The following is a 16,320-nucleotide window of genomic DNA, read 5'->3' as shown; positions in this document are numbered from 1 at the left end:
AGACACTAATATTCTCTCAGGCTCATCGCACATTGGATTGCATTTCATTCACCGCATGTACTACTAAATTTGTATTCGCACTGCACGCCAACGGTGTTCGTACATGAGGTGAGCAAGGCGCAGCCGAAGCTTTGCTCATGTGCTGGGTTGGGCAGAGTTATATTACATTATTGACCCGATACTTTGCTTGATTATTTCTTTTCTCTTGGAGTATAATATTGAATATATTAAATATCCCTAATTAGGCTGTTGTACTGAAAAATTGTAATAATTGCAACTATAACAAAATAGAACAAGCTTACTGGAAAAGAAAGTAATGGTTGTATTTCAAAAATTATTATTGAAAAAAAGGCTAGAATTGAGCAAACAATCCATGATCTGAAGAATATTTTATTGAATAAAGATAATACTTTAAATTTTTGCTTTCTTTTTTTTGATATTATATAAGCTAATGTAACTGTAATACACATACTTATTAAAATATCTACTACAGGAAAACTGAAAGACATAACTAGCCAATAAAGATGCATGATTAAATCGTCCATAAGATTCGAATCAAATTAAGCCACTAATAAGAACAGAATAAAAACTCTCCCGTGGCCCTATCCTACCAAAGAAGGCGAAGATTCCACTGTAATTTGATGAGAAGCTACGTGGTTCATTTGAATATTGTATATCAATTTCAGCAGACTGTTTCTCTTTTATATAATTATTTTGCCCAACGTGCTGGTGCAGCCGATGGGCGAGGCGTAGCCAAGCATAAAGGCTGAACTTGGTTGTGTGGTGTAGTTATTCAAAATCTCGATAATGCACCTCTTCATTGATGAACTCTTTAAAGCTTGGAAGATTATTTTCTAAAGGTTTATGATTCTTTTCAAAAAAGGTGTAAAGTTCGCTAACTTCTTTATTTTCAGGTTCAAGTCTATACATATGCTGAACAAGGAAATAAGCATCGTCCTTTACATCCTGTTCATAACGCAGCTTAGCCAGAAGGAACATAGCTGCCACATTAGTTGAGTCCAAGTCAAGGCTAGTACTTAAAAGCATATCATAAACATCATTATGCGTATTGTATTGATGCTCCAGAAATACTGCCAGTGCCATCATTTCAAACGTATTCATATACTCAAGCGCAAACTCTCCAACACCACCCAAATAGGGAGAATAATCTGTTCCCTTCCGAATGAAAGGAGACACATCTATTTTGAACATACTAGGAAAAATTTTCTCCGCCTCCTTAAACATCTTATTATGAATCAGATTTATAAAAACAATGGCTGAATCCTGCTTTGTAGTAGGCTTACTGATTGTCTTATATTCTTCAAAATTAAATAAGTTCGATTGTGTCTGTTGCACACTTCTACAACTGTAGCAAGTAAAAAGTAGGGCAACTAGAGCAAATTTAGCTTTCACTTATGATTCTTTATTATTTCTATATCACACAACTACAGTATAAACGGAGTTATTCGGCTTATCTGCACTATGTGCGGAGTTGTTGCGGATCCATTTCCTGTACAGATGGACCTTGGTTTTACCGCTATGTTGCCTATTGTCTCCATCTTAATTTTCTTCTGCCAATATACACTTTCTCTACAGATTATCCAGCGGGCTCACAATTTTATCTAAAGCATGCATCGTCACATGTGTATAAATCTCGGTAGTCTTGCTGTTGCGGTGCCCTAGCAGCGACTGAATGTAACGTAAATCTGTTCCCTGTTCCAGTAAATGCGTAGCAAAAGAGTGCCGTAGCGTATGTGGCGTGGCTTTTGTCTTCACGCCTGCTTTTGCCACACAGGCCCGGAACACGTTCCGGATGCTGTCTACCGTGTACTGACCGCCGTACTGCCCCTCAAACAGCCACATTTTAGGCTTGTACTCCTTGTAATAGGCCCGCAGGTTTTCCAGCAGCTTCTGCGAGAGTAGCGTGGTGCGGTCTTTTTTGCCTTTGCCGCCCCGTATCAGCAGCACGTTCCGTTGCGATTGCACATCCGTAATTTTCAGGTTGATCACCTCCCCTATCCGGAGGCCGCTGGCGTAAAGCAGCTGCAGCATGCAGCGGTGCTTCAGGTTATCGGTGGCTTTGAGTATTTTGGCTACCTCTTCCTTGCTCAAAACGGTGGGCAGGCGCTCGGGCTTTTCGGGCCGCTCCACCTGGGTTAGCTGCACTTCGTGGCGCTGCAGCACGCGCTGGTAATAAAATTTCACGGCATTAATGCTTTGGTTGATAAACGAATACGACCAGGTGCCCGTCTGCACCATGCTGCGGTGGTAATGGTTAATTTCTTCTTCGGTAAACGTCTGGAGGCCCTCCAGCCCTTTTTCGGCGTGGCTGTTTAAAAAGCGTAGCAGCAGGCTGTGGTACGTCCGGATGGTGTTGGGGCTGTAGTTGAGCAAAAACAGCTTCTCGAGGTAGTCCAGCGGACAGGTAAGGTACGCCGGCCCCTTCAGGTAGCTCTGCTCCCACAGTGCCCGCTGCAGTACCAGGTCCTTTACCTGCAGCTCCTGGCTCAGCCACAGCTGCGCCAGCCCCCGCAACTCCTCCAGCAGCGCCAGCATCGGCGGGCCCCCGGGGGCCAAAACAAAGCACTGCTGCCCGGTGTGCCAGTGCGCCACCTGGCTCTCCTTCAGCCGGTTATAAATCTCCTTGCTGTAGCGGAACGTGATGCTCACCTGCGTGCCCTCCGCCGTTACCAGCGGCTGCAGGCGCACCACCGGCACCACCGGCACTTTTGCCAGCGGCTCGGCCTGCGTACCGGCCAGCACCGGCGTGTGCTTGTCGGGCTTTAGGCGCTTTGGCCGGTAAAGGTACTGCGTACTCACCCGGGCCAGTCCGCGAAACAGGGCATAGGTGCGCTCGATGTCCTGCGGCGTGTGGTGCATCACAAAGCACTTGTAGGTTTTGCTGAACTTTACCCACGGCGCCTCCTTTAACTTGCTGCTTATAAACGGGTTTGCTTTATACCAGAAGCGGATATACTTCTTCCCCCCATGCTCCAGCAGGTTCAGGAATACCGTGTTGTCGGAAAAAGAGCGGGTTTTGTTTGTTTCAAAAGACATGCAGCCAAAATAGCAGCCGGCAAAGCCTTAGCCGAAATTTACCCGTATATATCCGAATATATTCGAAAGTATCCGAATTATTCGGATGTATCCGGATATATAAGAATAATTACGGCTATGGAGCAGGAGAACAAGGTATGCCAAAGTTGCGGCACCGGCATTACAGGCCGCGCAGACAAACGTTTCTGCTCCGACCAGTGCCGCGCCACTTACACCAACATCCGCAAAAAAGGCGACGAGAGCGAAGCACTCATGCGCCACATCAACCAGGTGCTGCGCCGCAACCGCAACATCCTGCGGCAGGCCAGCCCCAACGGCAAAACCACCCTCCGCCGCTCCGTGCTCGAAATTGCCGGTTTCGACTTCCGTTACTTTACCCACCTCTACCGCACCAAGCAGGGCAACACCTATTACCTCTGCTACGACTACGGCTACCTCCTCCTCGACGAAGACAAAGTCCTCATCGTCAACCACCAACCCTACATGGATGGCAAAAGCTAAGCAAAAAGTCTGCTGCAGCAGCCACCACACCCGCTGCTGCTCCTGTCTGAACCGCCGATAACAAGATTGAACGATGAAAGGAATAAGGAAAGATGAGATAAAAAATTATTCTCCAGCTACGAAGTGCCGCCGCCAGCCAGGTGGGTAAAATGACACTCCACTGTTGGGGCGTTCAGCGAGTTTCTATCGTCTTGATTTTTTTTGGTTCTTTTTGTATCAAGACCATAGCCGTCAGGCTAAAACCCAAAATTATTCATTGCCATTTCGACCATTCCCGAGGCGAGAGCCGAAGGGAGCCAGCGTAGCTGTGAGAAATCTGGGATATTTCACCTGTGTAAGTGGACTTCAGATTTCTCACAGCTACGCTGGCTCCCTTCGGCTCTCGCCTCGGGAATGGTCGAAATGACAAATTTTAAAAACTGGCTCGAAGGAAAAACGTTTCCAGTTTTCGCAGTAGGAGCCTTCTGATTGTTCCGGTGCTGAGCTCTGCTCAGCAGCCCGCAGCGCAGCGAAGGGCAGGTTCAATCAGACAGCGACGGATGCGAAAACGCGGCCCCGCGGGCGAGGAGCGCTGGAGCCAACTATGAAAATGTAAGGTAGAGGGCACCGGATGAACAGTAACAAAGAGTTAAGTACATTATCAATTCCCTAATTCACCCTAAAAAAGGATTTTTGATAAAAAAAAGTCTGCTGCAGCTGCCACCACACCCGCTGCTGCTCCTGAAACCTGATTAGCGCAACGCATCGAAGCTGTACTGGGCGCCGCTCCAGAACTCGTCCAGGGCGATAATGCGGGGCTTGAAAAAAGAGATCAGCGCCGGCCAGTCGTCGCGGTTGAAGAGGTTCACCGGGGCCAGTTCTTTTGATATCCTGCTGATAATTTTGCCATGCTCGTCGGTGGTGTGCAGCTCCCACTCCCATTCTTCCTCCAGCGTACTCTCCAGCACCCCGCGCAGTTCCCGGAACTGCTCGAAGAACAGCTGCTGGATCTCCGGGTCCGGGTGGGTGATTTCGATGGCAATGGAAGCTTTCTTGTTGTCGGCCTGCATCCGGAAGTACACATGCCGGAGGCCGGTTTTATAGTTGAGCCAGTTTACCTTCAGGCCGTCGGCCGACGGAAGCGGGGAAATATATTGGCCAAAGGTCGTCCAGAAGGCCTGCCGGAGTTGCGATGCTTGTTCTCGGGTGTACATAGCCCTAAAATAGGCAAAGGAAGCAAAACCGCCAAAAGCAGCATAGCAGCCGGCCGGACAATGGCAGCAAAAAAAAAATAAATCCGGAAGTTTTCAGCCGGAATGGAACGTATCTAACCCAAAGATTGTCAGACAGCTACAATGAATATCAATTACATGAACAAAGGAACAGTAAAATTCTTTAACGAAACAAAAGGGTTTGGTTTTATTAAAGATGCTAATTCAGGACAAGAGTACTTCGTACACGTTACTGGTTTAGTAGATCAGGTACAGGAAAGTGACGAAGTAGTTTTCGAACTTAAAGAAGGAAGAAAAGGACTAAATGCGGTAAATGTAAAACGGGCTTAGTCTGTTAACCATATTTTCCCGCGCTGCCCCAATCAAGGCAGGCACACCTCATCAAGGCCTCCGGAGCAAAAGCACCGGGGGCCTTCTTCGTTTTACCTGGCTGCTTCAGCCTTGCCCGCCTTGCCTTAAACTTACGAACATACATTACCCATTTCTAAACCGGCTGTTTCCTTTCTTAACTGACAAAAGTCATTCTACAGGCTGATACACCTCATTCCGTCCCGGGCTACGTGTTGCTAACTTGCAGCCAGAAACAAGTACCAGGCAACCCAAGGCGGCAGTTTTTAACTGCGCTTTTTTACACCATACGTCAACATGATACAACCAGCTGTTCACACGTTCCATATCCCGGTCATGGGATTGGGCTTCTCCATCGATTCTCCTTTAAAAGTAGCGCAATTCGGTATATCCTCTGTTATATCGCTGGGCGACGATACCCTGATCGAGCAAATGCGCGCTCATTACTGCCAGTTATACCAAAAGCCTTACGAGGCCATTACCTCGGAGCAGGAAGACTACAGGGCCAGGCGCATTACGGCTTACCTCGACCTGGTGGATGAACTGGTAAAACAGCAAATAGAAGAAGTTCGGCAGGAAGAATTTGTACCGGGTACCCGGCTGACAAAATATTTCGAGCTCCTGCCCGAAAGCTCGCTCCTGAAACAGGATTACCTGTTCATGCTGCAGGAAACCGATATGGTACAACAGTACCTGCTGCAACAGGAACTGAAACATGCCATCGTGCCCGGCAACATCGACGTCAACATCATGACCAAGCTCGACAAAGCCAACTTCGGCCCCACGGGCGAAATGCTGCCGCAGGAGTATTCCGATGCCCTGGCAGCGCTACGCGGCTTTGCCAACAGCAAGGTGCATTCGTCAGTGGTGTTGTCGGCGGGCATGAACATGCGGCTTTTCAGCTACATGGAAAATTTCCCGTGTTTTTACCCGGATGCGGCCGGGCGTTTCCAGAAAAGAATTATCGTAAAAGTAAGCGATTACCGTTCGGCCATTGTGCAGGGCAAGATGCTGGCCAAAAGAGGTTTGTTCGTGTCGGAGTTCCGGATAGAATCTGGCCTGAACTGCGGCGGACATGCCTTTGCCACGGATGGCTACCTGCTGGGCCCGATCATGGAAGAATTCCGGCAGCACCAGAACGCACTCCGCCAGGAGCTCTACAGCCTGTTCTGCTCCTCGCTGGCCAGCAGGGGACTGCATGTGCCCTATCACCTGCCCGAGCTGCGCCTGACCGTGCAGGGCGGCATCGGTACAGCCGAAGAGCATGAGTTCCTGCTGCAGCATTACGGCATGGACAGCACCGGCTGGGGCACGCCGTTCCTGCTCGTTCCCGAAGCAACCACTGTTGACGAAGAAACGCTGCAGCGGCTGACGAGTGCCGGAAAAGAAGACCTGTACCTCAGCCCGGTGTCGCCGCTCGGCATTCCTTTCAACACCCTGCGCGGCTCCACCGGCGAAGAAAACAAATACGACCGGGTCGAACGGGGCGTGCCGGGCAGTCCCTGCGTTAAAAAACACCTGGTGTCGAACACTGAATTTACCGATGAGCCCATCTGCACCGCCTCGCGGCAATACCAGCACCTCAAACTGCAGCAGCTGCGGGCCCTGAACCTGTCGCCGGAGGCCTACCGGGAAGCTGAAGCGGCTGTGCTGGCAAAGGAATGCCTGTGCGAGGGCTTGGCCAACACCGCAGTGTTTTGCAACAATATCCAGCGCAGAGTGGCTACCAAAGGCGTATCCATCTGCCCGGGACCAAACCTGGCCTACTTCTCGCAAACCTTCACGCTGCAACAGATGGTAGATCATATCTATGGTCGGTTCAATGCCTTAAACAACAGCTACCGGCCGCACATGTTCATCAACGAGCTGCACATGTACATCGATTACTGGAAAAACAAAAAGCACGAACACCTGAATACCCTCTCAGAAAAGCAGCTCAAATACCTGCAAGCGTTCTGGCAGAACCTGCAGGAAGGCATTGGCTATTACAAACAGCTGCTGCCGTCCTTATTCCCGAACCACCCGGAGCGCCAGGTGCATATGCTCGATGAGTTGCAGGCAGCCCAGGACGAACTTTTTGCCGAAGCACTGGAGGTCGTAACCCTATGAGCAGAATCAGACTGACCCGCCTCTTTTCGTTTGAGGCTGCACACGCGCTGCATTACTACGACGGTCCCTGCCGCAACATTCACGGGCACACCTACAAGCTGCAGGTAACCGTCATCGGTACGCCGCTGTCGGACAGCAACCATCCCAAAAACGGCATGGTGCTCGACTTCGGCGACCTGAAGCAGTTGGTACAGGAACAGGTACTACAGCACGTGGACCATGCCCTGCTACTGAACCACGACACGCCCGATGACCTGGTTGAAAGTTTGCGGCGGCACCACCAGAAACTGGTGCTCCTGCCCTACCAGCCCACCTGCGAAAACATGCTGCTCGACTTTAAGGACAGGATACGGCTGACCCTGCCGCCACAGGTAGAGCTGCATAGCCTGAAGCTCTGGGAAACGCAGCTGTCGTTTGCAGAGTGGTATGCCGCTGATAATTAAGAAAGGGGTGTAAAGGAGGGAGTTTTTGAAGCAAGGTCGTTTAGTTAAATAATAGTTATATCGCAAGCGTCCTCGCTTTATCTTGTTCCATATCTTTTCTGTTTAGCCCCTTTGGAACGAATAGGGACGATGGTAGTGTAAACTATCCCCTTGAGGCTAATCTTATAGGGAAAAATTTGAAATAATTTAAATGCCTATTGGCTTTTTTGATTGTTACCTACCGCAAGTTTGAGCGCAGCGGTAACTTGTGGTTCTCATTAGGGCCAGTTTTCAACTGGCGTGCGCACAAAAGCACCGATATCCAGACACGCCAGTTGAAAACTGGCCTCATAAATAACCACAAGTTACCGCTGCGCTCAAACTTGCGGCAGGAATCGTTTATTTATACCATTTTTTCCCTACAAGATTAGCCTTGAGGGGATTATAGGGGTGTAAATTTCAGTGGTAATGCGTCTGAAATTATGTTCTTAGAGTTTTTTCGCAGGTGTAAACACCCCTGTGGTCCCCTCAAGGGGACAGTCTCAACACTTGCAGCAGGACTTCAGTAATACAATGTTCACTTCCAGAAATGATATGGAAAGATAAGGCGTCCTCGCTCGCGCCATTTTACCAGAATGAAACGGTCCTACCTCAAAACCTGTTGTTCCTATTCCATTTTTGCTTAATTTTGAAGAACGTACAGGCCCCGGCCGCTATTTACCTTTTATGCCCGCTGTCGCTCCTAATACTTTCTTTTCAAAAAGCAGAACAACCTCCGAAATAAAGTCAGAAGTAGTGCTTAAATGCTTTTCAGCCTGGCATGTCCTGCACTACGCCGGCCTGCAGCGGGAGGAGACGGAAAGCGTGCTGTTCGTGGACCTGCTGGAAGAGCGGGAAACCGGGCAGGAGCATGCTTTGGGTACTGCCCACCCGGTGATGGAGCGACTGCTGCAAAGTACTGGGAAGACCATCAATCTGAATGCCACCGTCAGCACCTTCTTTTACAGTGCCTTGCTGCCTGAAACAGTAGCCGCAGGTCCGGCTCCCGCACCAACCGAAGAGCTGGTGCACCCGCCGGTGTTGCTGCAGGACACGGGCAATCAGCAGCTTTTGGCGGAGTTGCTTGCAGCGGAACGTCCTGCTTTTGTGCTCCTGAACCCGCTGGAAACCGGGTATCCCGGGCAGTTGCTGCACGAGACGCTCCTGCAAAGCAGCGCCGACCTCTGCCTCTTGTTTACGGCCGCTAACCTGAAGCAGGCACTTGGCAAAGGAAAGGCCGGGAAACCCTTGCAGGATTTTATTGGTGAAGCGTCTTTTGCTGCTGTTAAAGAATTTTTCAGGAAAGAGAAGAGCCAGCCGAAGCGGGAAGATTTCCTGTTGCCTGCCTTTGAAAAGGTTCTTTCCGAAAAAGGATTTCGGCCCCTGCCCTTCCGGGTGGGCCTGCCTGACAGCGGGCTGACGAGCCATTACCTGGTATTTGCTTCCAAAAGCCGCGCGGTTTACAAAAAAATAAAGGAGCTCCTGCTGCCCTACACCGACTACCAGGCCGACGGCGTGCCCGTGTTCGGAACAAACCAGCACCACCAGCAACAGCTCCTGCTCTTCCCGGAACTGAACCGCTTTTCTCTCCTCAACCTGATGCAGGACCTGCTCACCAAAGCGTCGGTGTACAACTACAAATCCATCGACAAAATAGCGGACGACCACAGCCTGGCTACCCCCTACATCGCCGAAAACTACCAGCAGGCCTTCGAGAAGCTCCGCGACCAGGGGAAAGTCCAGATCATCAACAACAGGACCATGCAGCCTGTTAAAAAGTCCACACAGGCTTCGCTGATTAAATTTATCTCCTGAGTGCAGGAGCAGTGGCTGTGGTGGCAGCTGCAGCAAACTTTTTTGCACCAGTTGTATCGTTCCGGTAGCGTCAGCCCTTATGTTTCAAAGTATCCTTCGGAAAATCGCTTATCCTGCTGAAGGAGCGGTACGAGGCAATGTACTCGTTTGGTCCGAAGGGGTGGTTTCCGAAGCCGTTCCGCATCATCGCTACCGCTTTGGCCCAGGTTTTATCCTGGTCGCGGGAGGCAATGAGCTGCATCACCGACTGGGAAATTACCGGTATCGGGACTTCCATGTGCATGGCATCGTTTACGAGCCAGTTTACTTCGCCGGTATCTTCCACATGCGAAGGCACCTGCCCGAAACCGCCCTTCTCGTTGTACACCCTGCTCATCAGCTCCATCAGCCACGACCGGATGACGGAGCCGTGGTTCCAGGTTTCGAGGATGGCAGGCAGGTTCAGGTTCTCGTGGTAATGCGTTAGCAGGTCGATGCCCTCGCCAATGGCCTGCAACATACCAAACTCGATGCCGTTGTGCACCAGCTTGGTAAAATGCCCGGCCCCGGGAGGCCCCGCATGCACATAGCCGTTCGGTACGGCCAGGTCTGTAAAAATCTGCCCGATGTGCTGCACCACCTCCGGCTCCCCGCCTACCATAAAACAGGCCCCGTTCCGGGCGCCTTCCACCCCGCCGCTCGTGCCGCAGTCCACGAAATTAATTCCTTTCTCTTTCAGCATGCGGTAGCGCCTGAGCGAGTCGCCCCAGTACGAGTTGCCGCCGTCAATAATGATGTCGCCGGGTTCGAATACCCTGGCTGCTTCCTGGATGATCTCTTCTACAATCGGGCCGGCAATTACGTAGATAAACACAATGCGGGGCGCCGGTAACTTATCCCGTAATTCCTCAAACGATAGGCAGTTTTCCAAACCGGCGGCAATCAGATCGTTGGTGGCGCCGGCATTATCGAGGCCTACTACCTGGTACCCTTTTTCCAGGGCCTGCAGGGCCAGGTTTCCGCCCATCCTGCCTAATCCGATTACACCTATTGTTCCTGAAGTTTCCATGCTGCTGTTTTTTATGGTTGTGCTAATGCAGGTTCTAAAATTTCGTTTTCTGTATAGTCTGTGGGCAACCGTTTTGTTTCGGGAAACTGAAAAATCATTGGTCCACTGCAGGAAAAGCCGCCTGAAATGGTCAACATCCGAACCGCCGGCTGTTGCTTTGCCTGCGAAGGAACATCTTTTTCTTCCTTACATGCTAAACATTATAACCGGCATACGTACCATACTACGATGAAGAAAACAGCTGTAAATACCCCTCTGTGCCACTGGTTTGCTTTTATTGCAGTTGCTTGTATGACCATTGGCTGTGCGAACAAAAACTTTTACCCTGCCACACAACTGGTTTCCGGAAAGCCTGACCGGCAGTGGGAACAGGCAGACAGCGTTACAATTCAGGCGGGCAGGCAATACCAGCACAATAAGTTTCACAACTTCTTCCTCGGAAAACACTACCGCGAGGTGTGGGCGGAACCGGTGCAGGTGCGGGTGCTGGACTTTGAGCAGGAAAAAGGCGGCCTTGCGGTAGAAAAGCGAAGCGGAGGTTACCAGACAGTAGGTCTGACTGTGTCTGATGCTGCTGACAGAACATACGCCTTACGCTCCATCGACAAAGACCCGGCACTAAACAAGTCCTTTCTCGCGACAAAAACATTTGGCGTCAGGTTTTTACGGGACCAGACAGCTGCGCTAAATCCGTATGCGGCCCTGGTGGTAGCTCCGCTGGCTCGTGCCGCCGGCATCCCGCAGCCTGATCCGGAACTGGTTTACGTGCACGGGCAGGACGAGGCCCTGGGGGAGTTTAAAGACGTTGCCGGCGACAGGGTTTACCTGCTGGAAGAAAAGTTCTCCAAAAGAAAGGACCTTCCGCCTGCCCTGCGTGGGGCCGTGGATGTTGCCAGCACCAAAAAAATGCTCCGCAAAATTTACGAGGAAGACGATCACGTGGTGGACCAGCTGGCCTATGCCAAAGCCCGCCTGTTCGATATTTTTATCAACGACCGCGACCGGCACAAAGACCAGTGGGAATGGGCCGAGTTTAAAGAAAAAGCCAACACCGTTTACAGACCTGTCGCCGAAGACCGGGACCAGGCCTTTTACCATTACAACAAGGGCCTGACCTCGCTGCTACTGGGAAAGCTGCTGAACCACCAGAAGTTTCAGCCTTTTGCAGCCGATTACCGCAACCTGCACGCCCTGACGGTGAAAAGCGAATTCCTGGACCAACGGTTACTGGCAAATGTATCGAAAGCGCAGTTCGATTCCCTTGCCCGGGAGCTGCAGCGCGCCCTGCCCGATGCCGTGATCGAGGAGGCCGTACACGCCTTTCCCCCGGAAATATACCGGCTGGAGGGGCCTTCTACAATCCAAAAACTAAAAAGCAGGCGAGACAAACTGCCCGAAGCGGCTGCCGGATTTTACAGGATCCTGGCAAAAGAGGTATTGGTGGTGGGATCGGACGATGAGGAGTTGTTTGACGTAAAGCGGCTGAACGACGAAGAGACCGAGGTAACGGTACACCGGAAGTCGGATGAGCGCCAGATTTACCACCGCGTCTTTCAGCGTTCCGAAACAAAACAAATCACGCTCCACGGTTTGGGCGAAGACGATGAGTTTACTGTAAGTGGATCGGTGAAAAAAGGGATTGTGGTCGTGATTGTGGGCGGTGAAGGGGAAGACGAAATAAAAGACACCTCCCGTGTGGCGGGCCTTTCGAAGAAAACCCAGGTATACGATACCCGGATCGGGAATGAACTTGAACTGGGATCAGAAGCCAGAAACAATACCTCCCGCTGCGTTACCGTTCATAACTTTGACCGGGAAGGTTTCTAATCAGAGAATGTTTAATTTTCGTTTTTGCAAGCGAAAATTGTTCGGGAAGGGTTCTGACGAAATGTTTTTGGAGCAGCATAGCAGCGCTATGGTGCGAGAAAAATATGAAGTCAGGTTCCTTTCCGGGCAATTTGCAGCGCAAAGGACGGAATTTAAACATACTCTAAGGAGCAGAGGCTGTGGTGGCAGCAGCTGCAACTTTCTGTGCCATTTTTTTGTACTTTTACAGCGGTTGTGCTGCCGGTGCAGGCAGCGTGATGCAGGCATAACTTTATTTTTTTGCATGTTTTTCAGGTTTCTACTTCATATTATCCTTTTCCCGCTTTTCAGAAAATTAAAAGCTTTTACGTCTGGCTTTTACCGCCGCCACCAGTCTAAACTCAGGCCGGGTTACTGGCAGCAGTTGCATCAGCAGATCCGAGATTCCGGCTGGAAAAATGCGGCGCCTGCTGCCCTGCGTATTTTCTGGAAAGGGGCTTACAAACTGGCGCTGCTGGTGCTGCTGCTCTTTTGCGGACTTTACCTGGCGGTGTACCTTGGCATGTTCGGGCACATTCCGTCCCGCACCGAACTGAAGCTGCACCAGAACAACACCGCCTCTGAAGTGTACTCTGCCGACAGCGTTTTGCTGGGCCGTTACTACGTGCAGGACCGCACCAACGTGTCGTACAAAAACATTGCGCCTACCGTTATTCATGCCCTGGTCGCTACCGAAGATGCCCGCTTTTACGACCACAGCGGCATTGACCTCCGAAGCATTTTACGGGTATTTTTCAAGACATTGCTTTTCCAGGAAGAGAGCTCCGGCGGCGGCAGCACCCTGAGCCAGCAGCTGGCCAAGAACCTGTACCCGCGGCAGCGGAAGTCAGCGCTCTACATGCCGGTCATCAAGCTCCGTGAGTTTATCATTGCCCGCAGGCTCGAACGTATTTATTCTAAGGAAGAACTGCTGGAGCTGTACCTGAACACGGTACCGATGGGCGGCAACCTGTACGGCATCGAACGGGCCTCCCGCCGCTTCTTCAACACCACCGCCGACTCTATCAAAACAGAAGAGGCGGCGGTGCTGATCGGAATGCTGAAGGCCACCACCACCTACAATCCCCTCCTGAACCCGGAACGTTCGGAGCAGCGGCGGAACGTGGTGCTCAACCAGATGGCCAAATACGAGTACCTGACCGCGCAGCAGGCCGATTCGCTTAAACAGCTGCCGCTCACACTACGCTACCGCTACGAAACCCACAACGACGGGCTGGCGCCTTACTTCCGGGAGCAGCTGCGGCAGGAACTGGCAGACTGGTGCGCCACCCAGCGCAACGAAAAAAGCGAGCCCTACAACCTCTACACCGACGGCCTGAAAATTTACACCACCCTCGACGCCGGCATGCAACTGCAGGCCGAACGAGCGGTGCGCAACCGCATGGCCAAACTACAGAAACAGTTCGACGCCCACTGGAAAGGCCGCAGCCCCTGGGGCAACGACATCAGCGTGGTAAAAGATGCCGTTGTACGCTCCGACCGTTACAAAAAACTCAAACAGGCCGGAATGGCAGAAGAAGAGATCGTGAAGCGGTTCTCGGAACCGGTGGCAATGCGGGTCTTCAGCTGGAACGGCAGCACCAAAAAGGACATAAGCCCGCTGGACTCTGTGCAGTATTACCAGCGCTTCCTGAACACCGGCTTGCTGGCTATGGAACCCCACACCGGCTATGTACGGGCCTGGGTAGGCGGCATCGAACACGAGGTGTTTAAATACGACCACGTGCGCTCCAAACGGCAGGTAGGCTCTACTTTTAAACCGGTTGTGTATGCAGCCGCCCTCGAAAAAGGGCTCGAACCCTGCGCCTATTTCCCAAACCAGCGCCTCACCTACCCGGCCTACGATAACTGGTCGCCCCAGAACGCCACCGACCAGTATGGCGGCGAATATTCGATGCAGGGCGCCCTGGCGGGATCTGTGAATACGGTGTCGGCCCAGCTCATCATGCAGGCAGGCGTAGACCAGACGGTGTCGCTGGCACACCGGCTGGGCATTCAATCCGACTTACCCAAAGTACCTGCCCTGGCCCTGGGTGTGGCCAGTATTTCGCTGTATGAAATGGTGAACGCCTATGCTACCATTGCCAACGGCGGTTACCAGGTAAAGCCAGTGTACATTGCTAAAATAACAGATCGTACCGGCAGAGTCATCCGGCAGCACCGGCCTGCGGCAAGTGCAAAGCGGGCACTTTCGGCAGACAATGCCGCCGTTATGGTGCGGCTGATGCAGGGCGTAGTGGAAGAAGGCAGCGGCAGAAGGCTTCGCTCTGAATACAATCTAAAAATGGACATAGCCGGCAAAACCGGTACCTCGCAAAACCACTCCGACGGCTGGTTTATCGGCATCACGCCGGGGCTGGTAACAGGCGTATGGGTGGGCGCCGAGAGTCCGGCCGTTCACTTCCGGACGCTGGAACTGGGGCAGGGAGCGAACACGGCGCTGCCGGTGTGGGGCGAATTTATGAAGCGTCTCGTGCAGGACCGCCGCTATACCGGCTACCGTACCAGCCGCTTCCGGCCGTTGCCGCCGGAGCTGGAAGCACGCCTGGCCTGTGCCTCCTTTATCGAAGAGCAGGAACCCCAGACCAAACTGGCTGCCTTCTTCGACCGCATTTTCAGCCGCGACCGTGGCCATTCCGGACCTGCTCAAAGCTACAAAGATTGGAAAGAAAGAAGTAAAAAAGCCCGTAAGGAACAAAGAGAAAGGGAGAAGGAAGCGCGAAAGAGGAAGTGGCGGGATTAATTCTGATTAAAGCATCCCGATGGAGCAGCAGCGGCTATGGTGGCTGGTGCAGAAAACAAAAAATGGTTTCTGCAGCTGTCACCATAGCCGCTGCTGCTTTATGAAGAAGGTTACGGCAGTGCCGGCAGCAGCTTACAGTGCCAGCACCTGCTGCCAGATTTCCTCATTTACCGGAATTCCCTCCTTTTCATTCCTGACGCGGGTTGCCAGCGTGTTTTCGCCGGGGTAGCGAACCGGGCCACCGGCATGCACGGGTTCACAGGCTTTGGTATAGGCAAGAATGTTTTCGATGATGGCCTCGTTTTGCCTGGCCGCATCGATACAAATAAAAAGCTGCGAAACGCCGTACTCTTTCCCCTGCGCCGTGATCTCAGCAACAGAGCGTCCGCCACTCAACGAAGCCACCAGCACATCCAGCACCAGCGACAAGCCGGCCCCTTTCCAGTAGCCGATGGGCAGGCTGCGCCCGGTGGTCCTGATGGCTTCCGGGTCGGTGGTCAGCGCACCGGTTTCGTCGTAGCCGCCCGCTACCGGCAGCTCCTCCCCCTTCAGCTCATACTCCTGCAGCTTCCCGAACGAAAACTGCGTCATGGCCATGTCCAGCACAATGTGCCCGTTTTCGCGGGGAATGGCAATTACGAGCGGGTTGTTGCCCAGGCGGGGCTCTTTTCCGCCCCAGGGCGGCATATTGGCGATGGTGTTGGTGGCGCAAATGGCCACACACCCTGCCTCTGCCGCCTGCCAGCCATAGGTGCCGCCACGCATCCAGTGGTTCGTGTTTTTTACCGCCACGCAGCCAATACCATGTTCCTTTGCCAGTGCAATAGCCTGTTCCGTAGCGCGGGTAGCCGTCACCATACCCGGCGCCCTGTGCCCGTCCCAGTAAGCCAGGGCACCATGTTGCCCGGTTTGTTCCGGCTCGGCCTCCGGCACCACCAGCCCTTCCTTTACCAGCTGCACAAACACCGGAAAGCGGTTCACACCATGCGAATACACGCCGTCGCGGCTGTTTTCAGCAAAAATAGCCGCACACAAGTCCGCTCGCTTTTCGCTGAAGCCCAGGTTGAGCAACACCCGCCGGAACTGCGCTTTCATCTCCTCAAAAGATATTCTTACAGCCATAAAAGTTAGTTTAAGTGGCGTTTAAAAAGAAAAAGTTTC

12 protein-coding genes are annotated in these 16,320 nt (G+C 52.1%); 7 read left to right on the top strand and 5 right to left on the bottom strand.

The window, feature by feature from the left end; all coding sequences use genetic code 11:
- Positions 1–789 precede the first annotated feature (789 nt).
- Positions 790–1,413, bottom strand: a complete 624-nt coding sequence (locus DCW36_RS14995) for a hypothetical protein (protein ID WP_125185484.1) — start codon at positions 1,411–1,413, stop codon at positions 790–792.
- A gap of 177 nt (positions 1,414–1,590) precedes the next feature.
- Positions 1,591–3,057 carry a tyrosine-type recombinase/integrase gene (locus DCW36_RS14990; RefSeq protein WP_114783467.1) on the bottom strand — a complete coding sequence of 489 codons (1,467 nt, stop codon included), beginning with the start codon at positions 3,055–3,057 and terminating at the stop codon, positions 1,591–1,593.
- A 117-nt stretch (positions 3,058–3,174) separates the two neighbouring features.
- Between DCW36_RS14990 and DCW36_RS14985 the strand changes: the two genes are divergently transcribed.
- The gene (locus DCW36_RS14985; protein WP_114783465.1) at positions 3,175–3,558 is read left to right on the top strand and encodes a DUF2116 family Zn-ribbon domain-containing protein; all 384 of its coding nucleotides are present in this window, start codon (positions 3,175–3,177) and stop codon (positions 3,556–3,558) included.
- A 731-nt stretch (positions 3,559–4,289) separates the two neighbouring features.
- Here the strand turns inward: DCW36_RS14985 and DCW36_RS14980 are convergent.
- Entirely contained in the window at positions 4,290–4,751 is a 462-nt protein-coding gene (locus tag DCW36_RS14980) for a DUF4268 domain-containing protein (RefSeq protein ID WP_114783463.1), read from the bottom strand.
- 156 nt (positions 4,752–4,907) lie between these two features.
- Between DCW36_RS14980 and DCW36_RS14975 the strand changes: the two genes are divergently transcribed.
- The 4 genes from DCW36_RS14975 to DCW36_RS14960 all read left to right on the top strand — a co-directional run bounded on the left by DCW36_RS14975 (position 4,908) and on the right by DCW36_RS14960 (position 9,502).
- Entirely contained in the window at positions 4,908–5,099 is a 192-nt protein-coding gene (locus tag DCW36_RS14975) for a cold-shock protein (protein ID WP_114783477.1), read from the top strand.
- Positions 5,100–5,414: 315 nt separating this feature from the next.
- Entirely contained in the window at positions 5,415–7,226 is a 1,812-nt protein-coding gene (locus DCW36_RS14970) for a hypothetical protein (protein ID WP_114783461.1), read from the top strand.
- Positions 7,223–7,669 (top strand): 6-pyruvoyl trahydropterin synthase family protein, encoded by a 447-nt coding sequence (locus tag DCW36_RS14965; protein WP_114783459.1) that lies wholly within the window; start codon positions 7,223–7,225, stop codon positions 7,667–7,669. Before DCW36_RS14970 ends, DCW36_RS14965 begins: the two co-directional genes overlap by 4 nt.
- A 774-nt stretch (positions 7,670–8,443) precedes the next feature.
- Positions 8,444–9,502 carry a hypothetical protein gene (locus DCW36_RS14960; RefSeq protein ID WP_114783455.1) on the top strand — a complete coding sequence of 353 codons (1,059 nt, stop codon included), beginning with the start codon at positions 8,444–8,446 and terminating at the stop codon, positions 9,500–9,502.
- Positions 9,503–9,572: 70 nt separating this feature from the next.
- Here DCW36_RS14960 and gnd read toward each other — a convergent pair whose 3' ends face one another.
- Positions 9,573–10,550: a phosphogluconate dehydrogenase (NAD(+)-dependent, decarboxylating) gene (gene gnd / locus DCW36_RS14955; protein WP_114783453.1), complete on the bottom strand. Its 978-nt coding sequence runs from the start codon at positions 10,548–10,550 to the stop codon at positions 9,573–9,575.
- Between the two features lie 228 nt (positions 10,551–10,778).
- On the opposite strand from gnd, the gene DCW36_RS14950 reads away from it, so the two are divergent.
- Together DCW36_RS14950 and DCW36_RS14945 are read left to right on the top strand one after the other, a co-directional pair.
- Positions 10,779–12,377 (top strand): hypothetical protein, encoded by a 1,599-nt coding sequence (locus DCW36_RS14950; protein ID WP_240676193.1) that lies wholly within the window; start codon positions 10,779–10,781, stop codon positions 12,375–12,377.
- A 283-nt stretch (positions 12,378–12,660) separates the two neighbouring features.
- Positions 12,661–15,159, top strand: a complete 2,499-nt coding sequence (locus DCW36_RS14945) for a penicillin-binding protein 1A (RefSeq protein WP_114783449.1) — start codon at positions 12,661–12,663, stop codon at positions 15,157–15,159.
- A gap of 132 nt (positions 15,160–15,291) precedes the next feature.
- On the opposite strand, the gene yiaK is transcribed toward DCW36_RS14945, so the two are convergent.
- Positions 15,292–16,281 carry a 3-dehydro-L-gulonate 2-dehydrogenase gene (gene yiaK / locus DCW36_RS14940; protein ID WP_114783447.1) on the bottom strand — a complete coding sequence of 330 codons (990 nt, stop codon included), beginning with the start codon at positions 16,279–16,281 and terminating at the stop codon, positions 15,292–15,294.
- Positions 16,282–16,320 lie beyond the last annotated feature (39 nt).

The organism is Botryobacter ruber (assembly GCF_003347595.2).
GTDB classification, from domain to species: Bacteria; Bacteroidota; Bacteroidia; order Cytophagales; family Hymenobacteraceae; genus Pontibacter; species Pontibacter ruber_A.
This window is presented reverse-complemented; position numbering and strand designations above follow the sequence as displayed.

Coding starts and splice junctions, on each gene's coding strand:
- DCW36_RS14990 (WP_114783467.1), bottom strand. CDS start 3,057: ATGTCTTTTGAAACAAACAAAACCCGCTCTTTTTCCGACAACACGGTA.
- DCW36_RS14985 (WP_114783465.1), top strand. CDS start 3,175: ATGGAGCAGGAGAACAAGGTATGCCAAAGTTGCGGCACCGGCATTACA.
- DCW36_RS14980 (WP_114783463.1), bottom strand. CDS start 4,751: ATGTACACCCGAGAACAAGCATCGCAACTCCGGCAGGCCTTCTGGACG.
- DCW36_RS14975 (WP_114783477.1), top strand. CDS start 4,908: ATGAACAAAGGAACAGTAAAATTCTTTAACGAAACAAAAGGGTTTGGT.
- DCW36_RS14970 (WP_114783461.1), top strand. CDS start 5,415: ATGATACAACCAGCTGTTCACACGTTCCATATCCCGGTCATGGGATTG.
- DCW36_RS14965 (WP_114783459.1), top strand. CDS start 7,223: ATGAGCAGAATCAGACTGACCCGCCTCTTTTCGTTTGAGGCTGCACAC.
- gnd (WP_114783453.1), bottom strand. CDS start 10,550: ATGGAAACTTCAGGAACAATAGGTGTAATCGGATTAGGCAGGATGGGC.
- DCW36_RS14950 (WP_240676193.1), top strand. CDS start 10,779: ATGAAGAAAACAGCTGTAAATACCCCTCTGTGCCACTGGTTTGCTTTT.
- DCW36_RS14945 (WP_114783449.1), top strand. CDS start 12,661: ATGTTTTTCAGGTTTCTACTTCATATTATCCTTTTCCCGCTTTTCAGA.
- yiaK (WP_114783447.1), bottom strand. CDS start 16,281: ATGGCTGTAAGAATATCTTTTGAGGAGATGAAAGCGCAGTTCCGGCGG.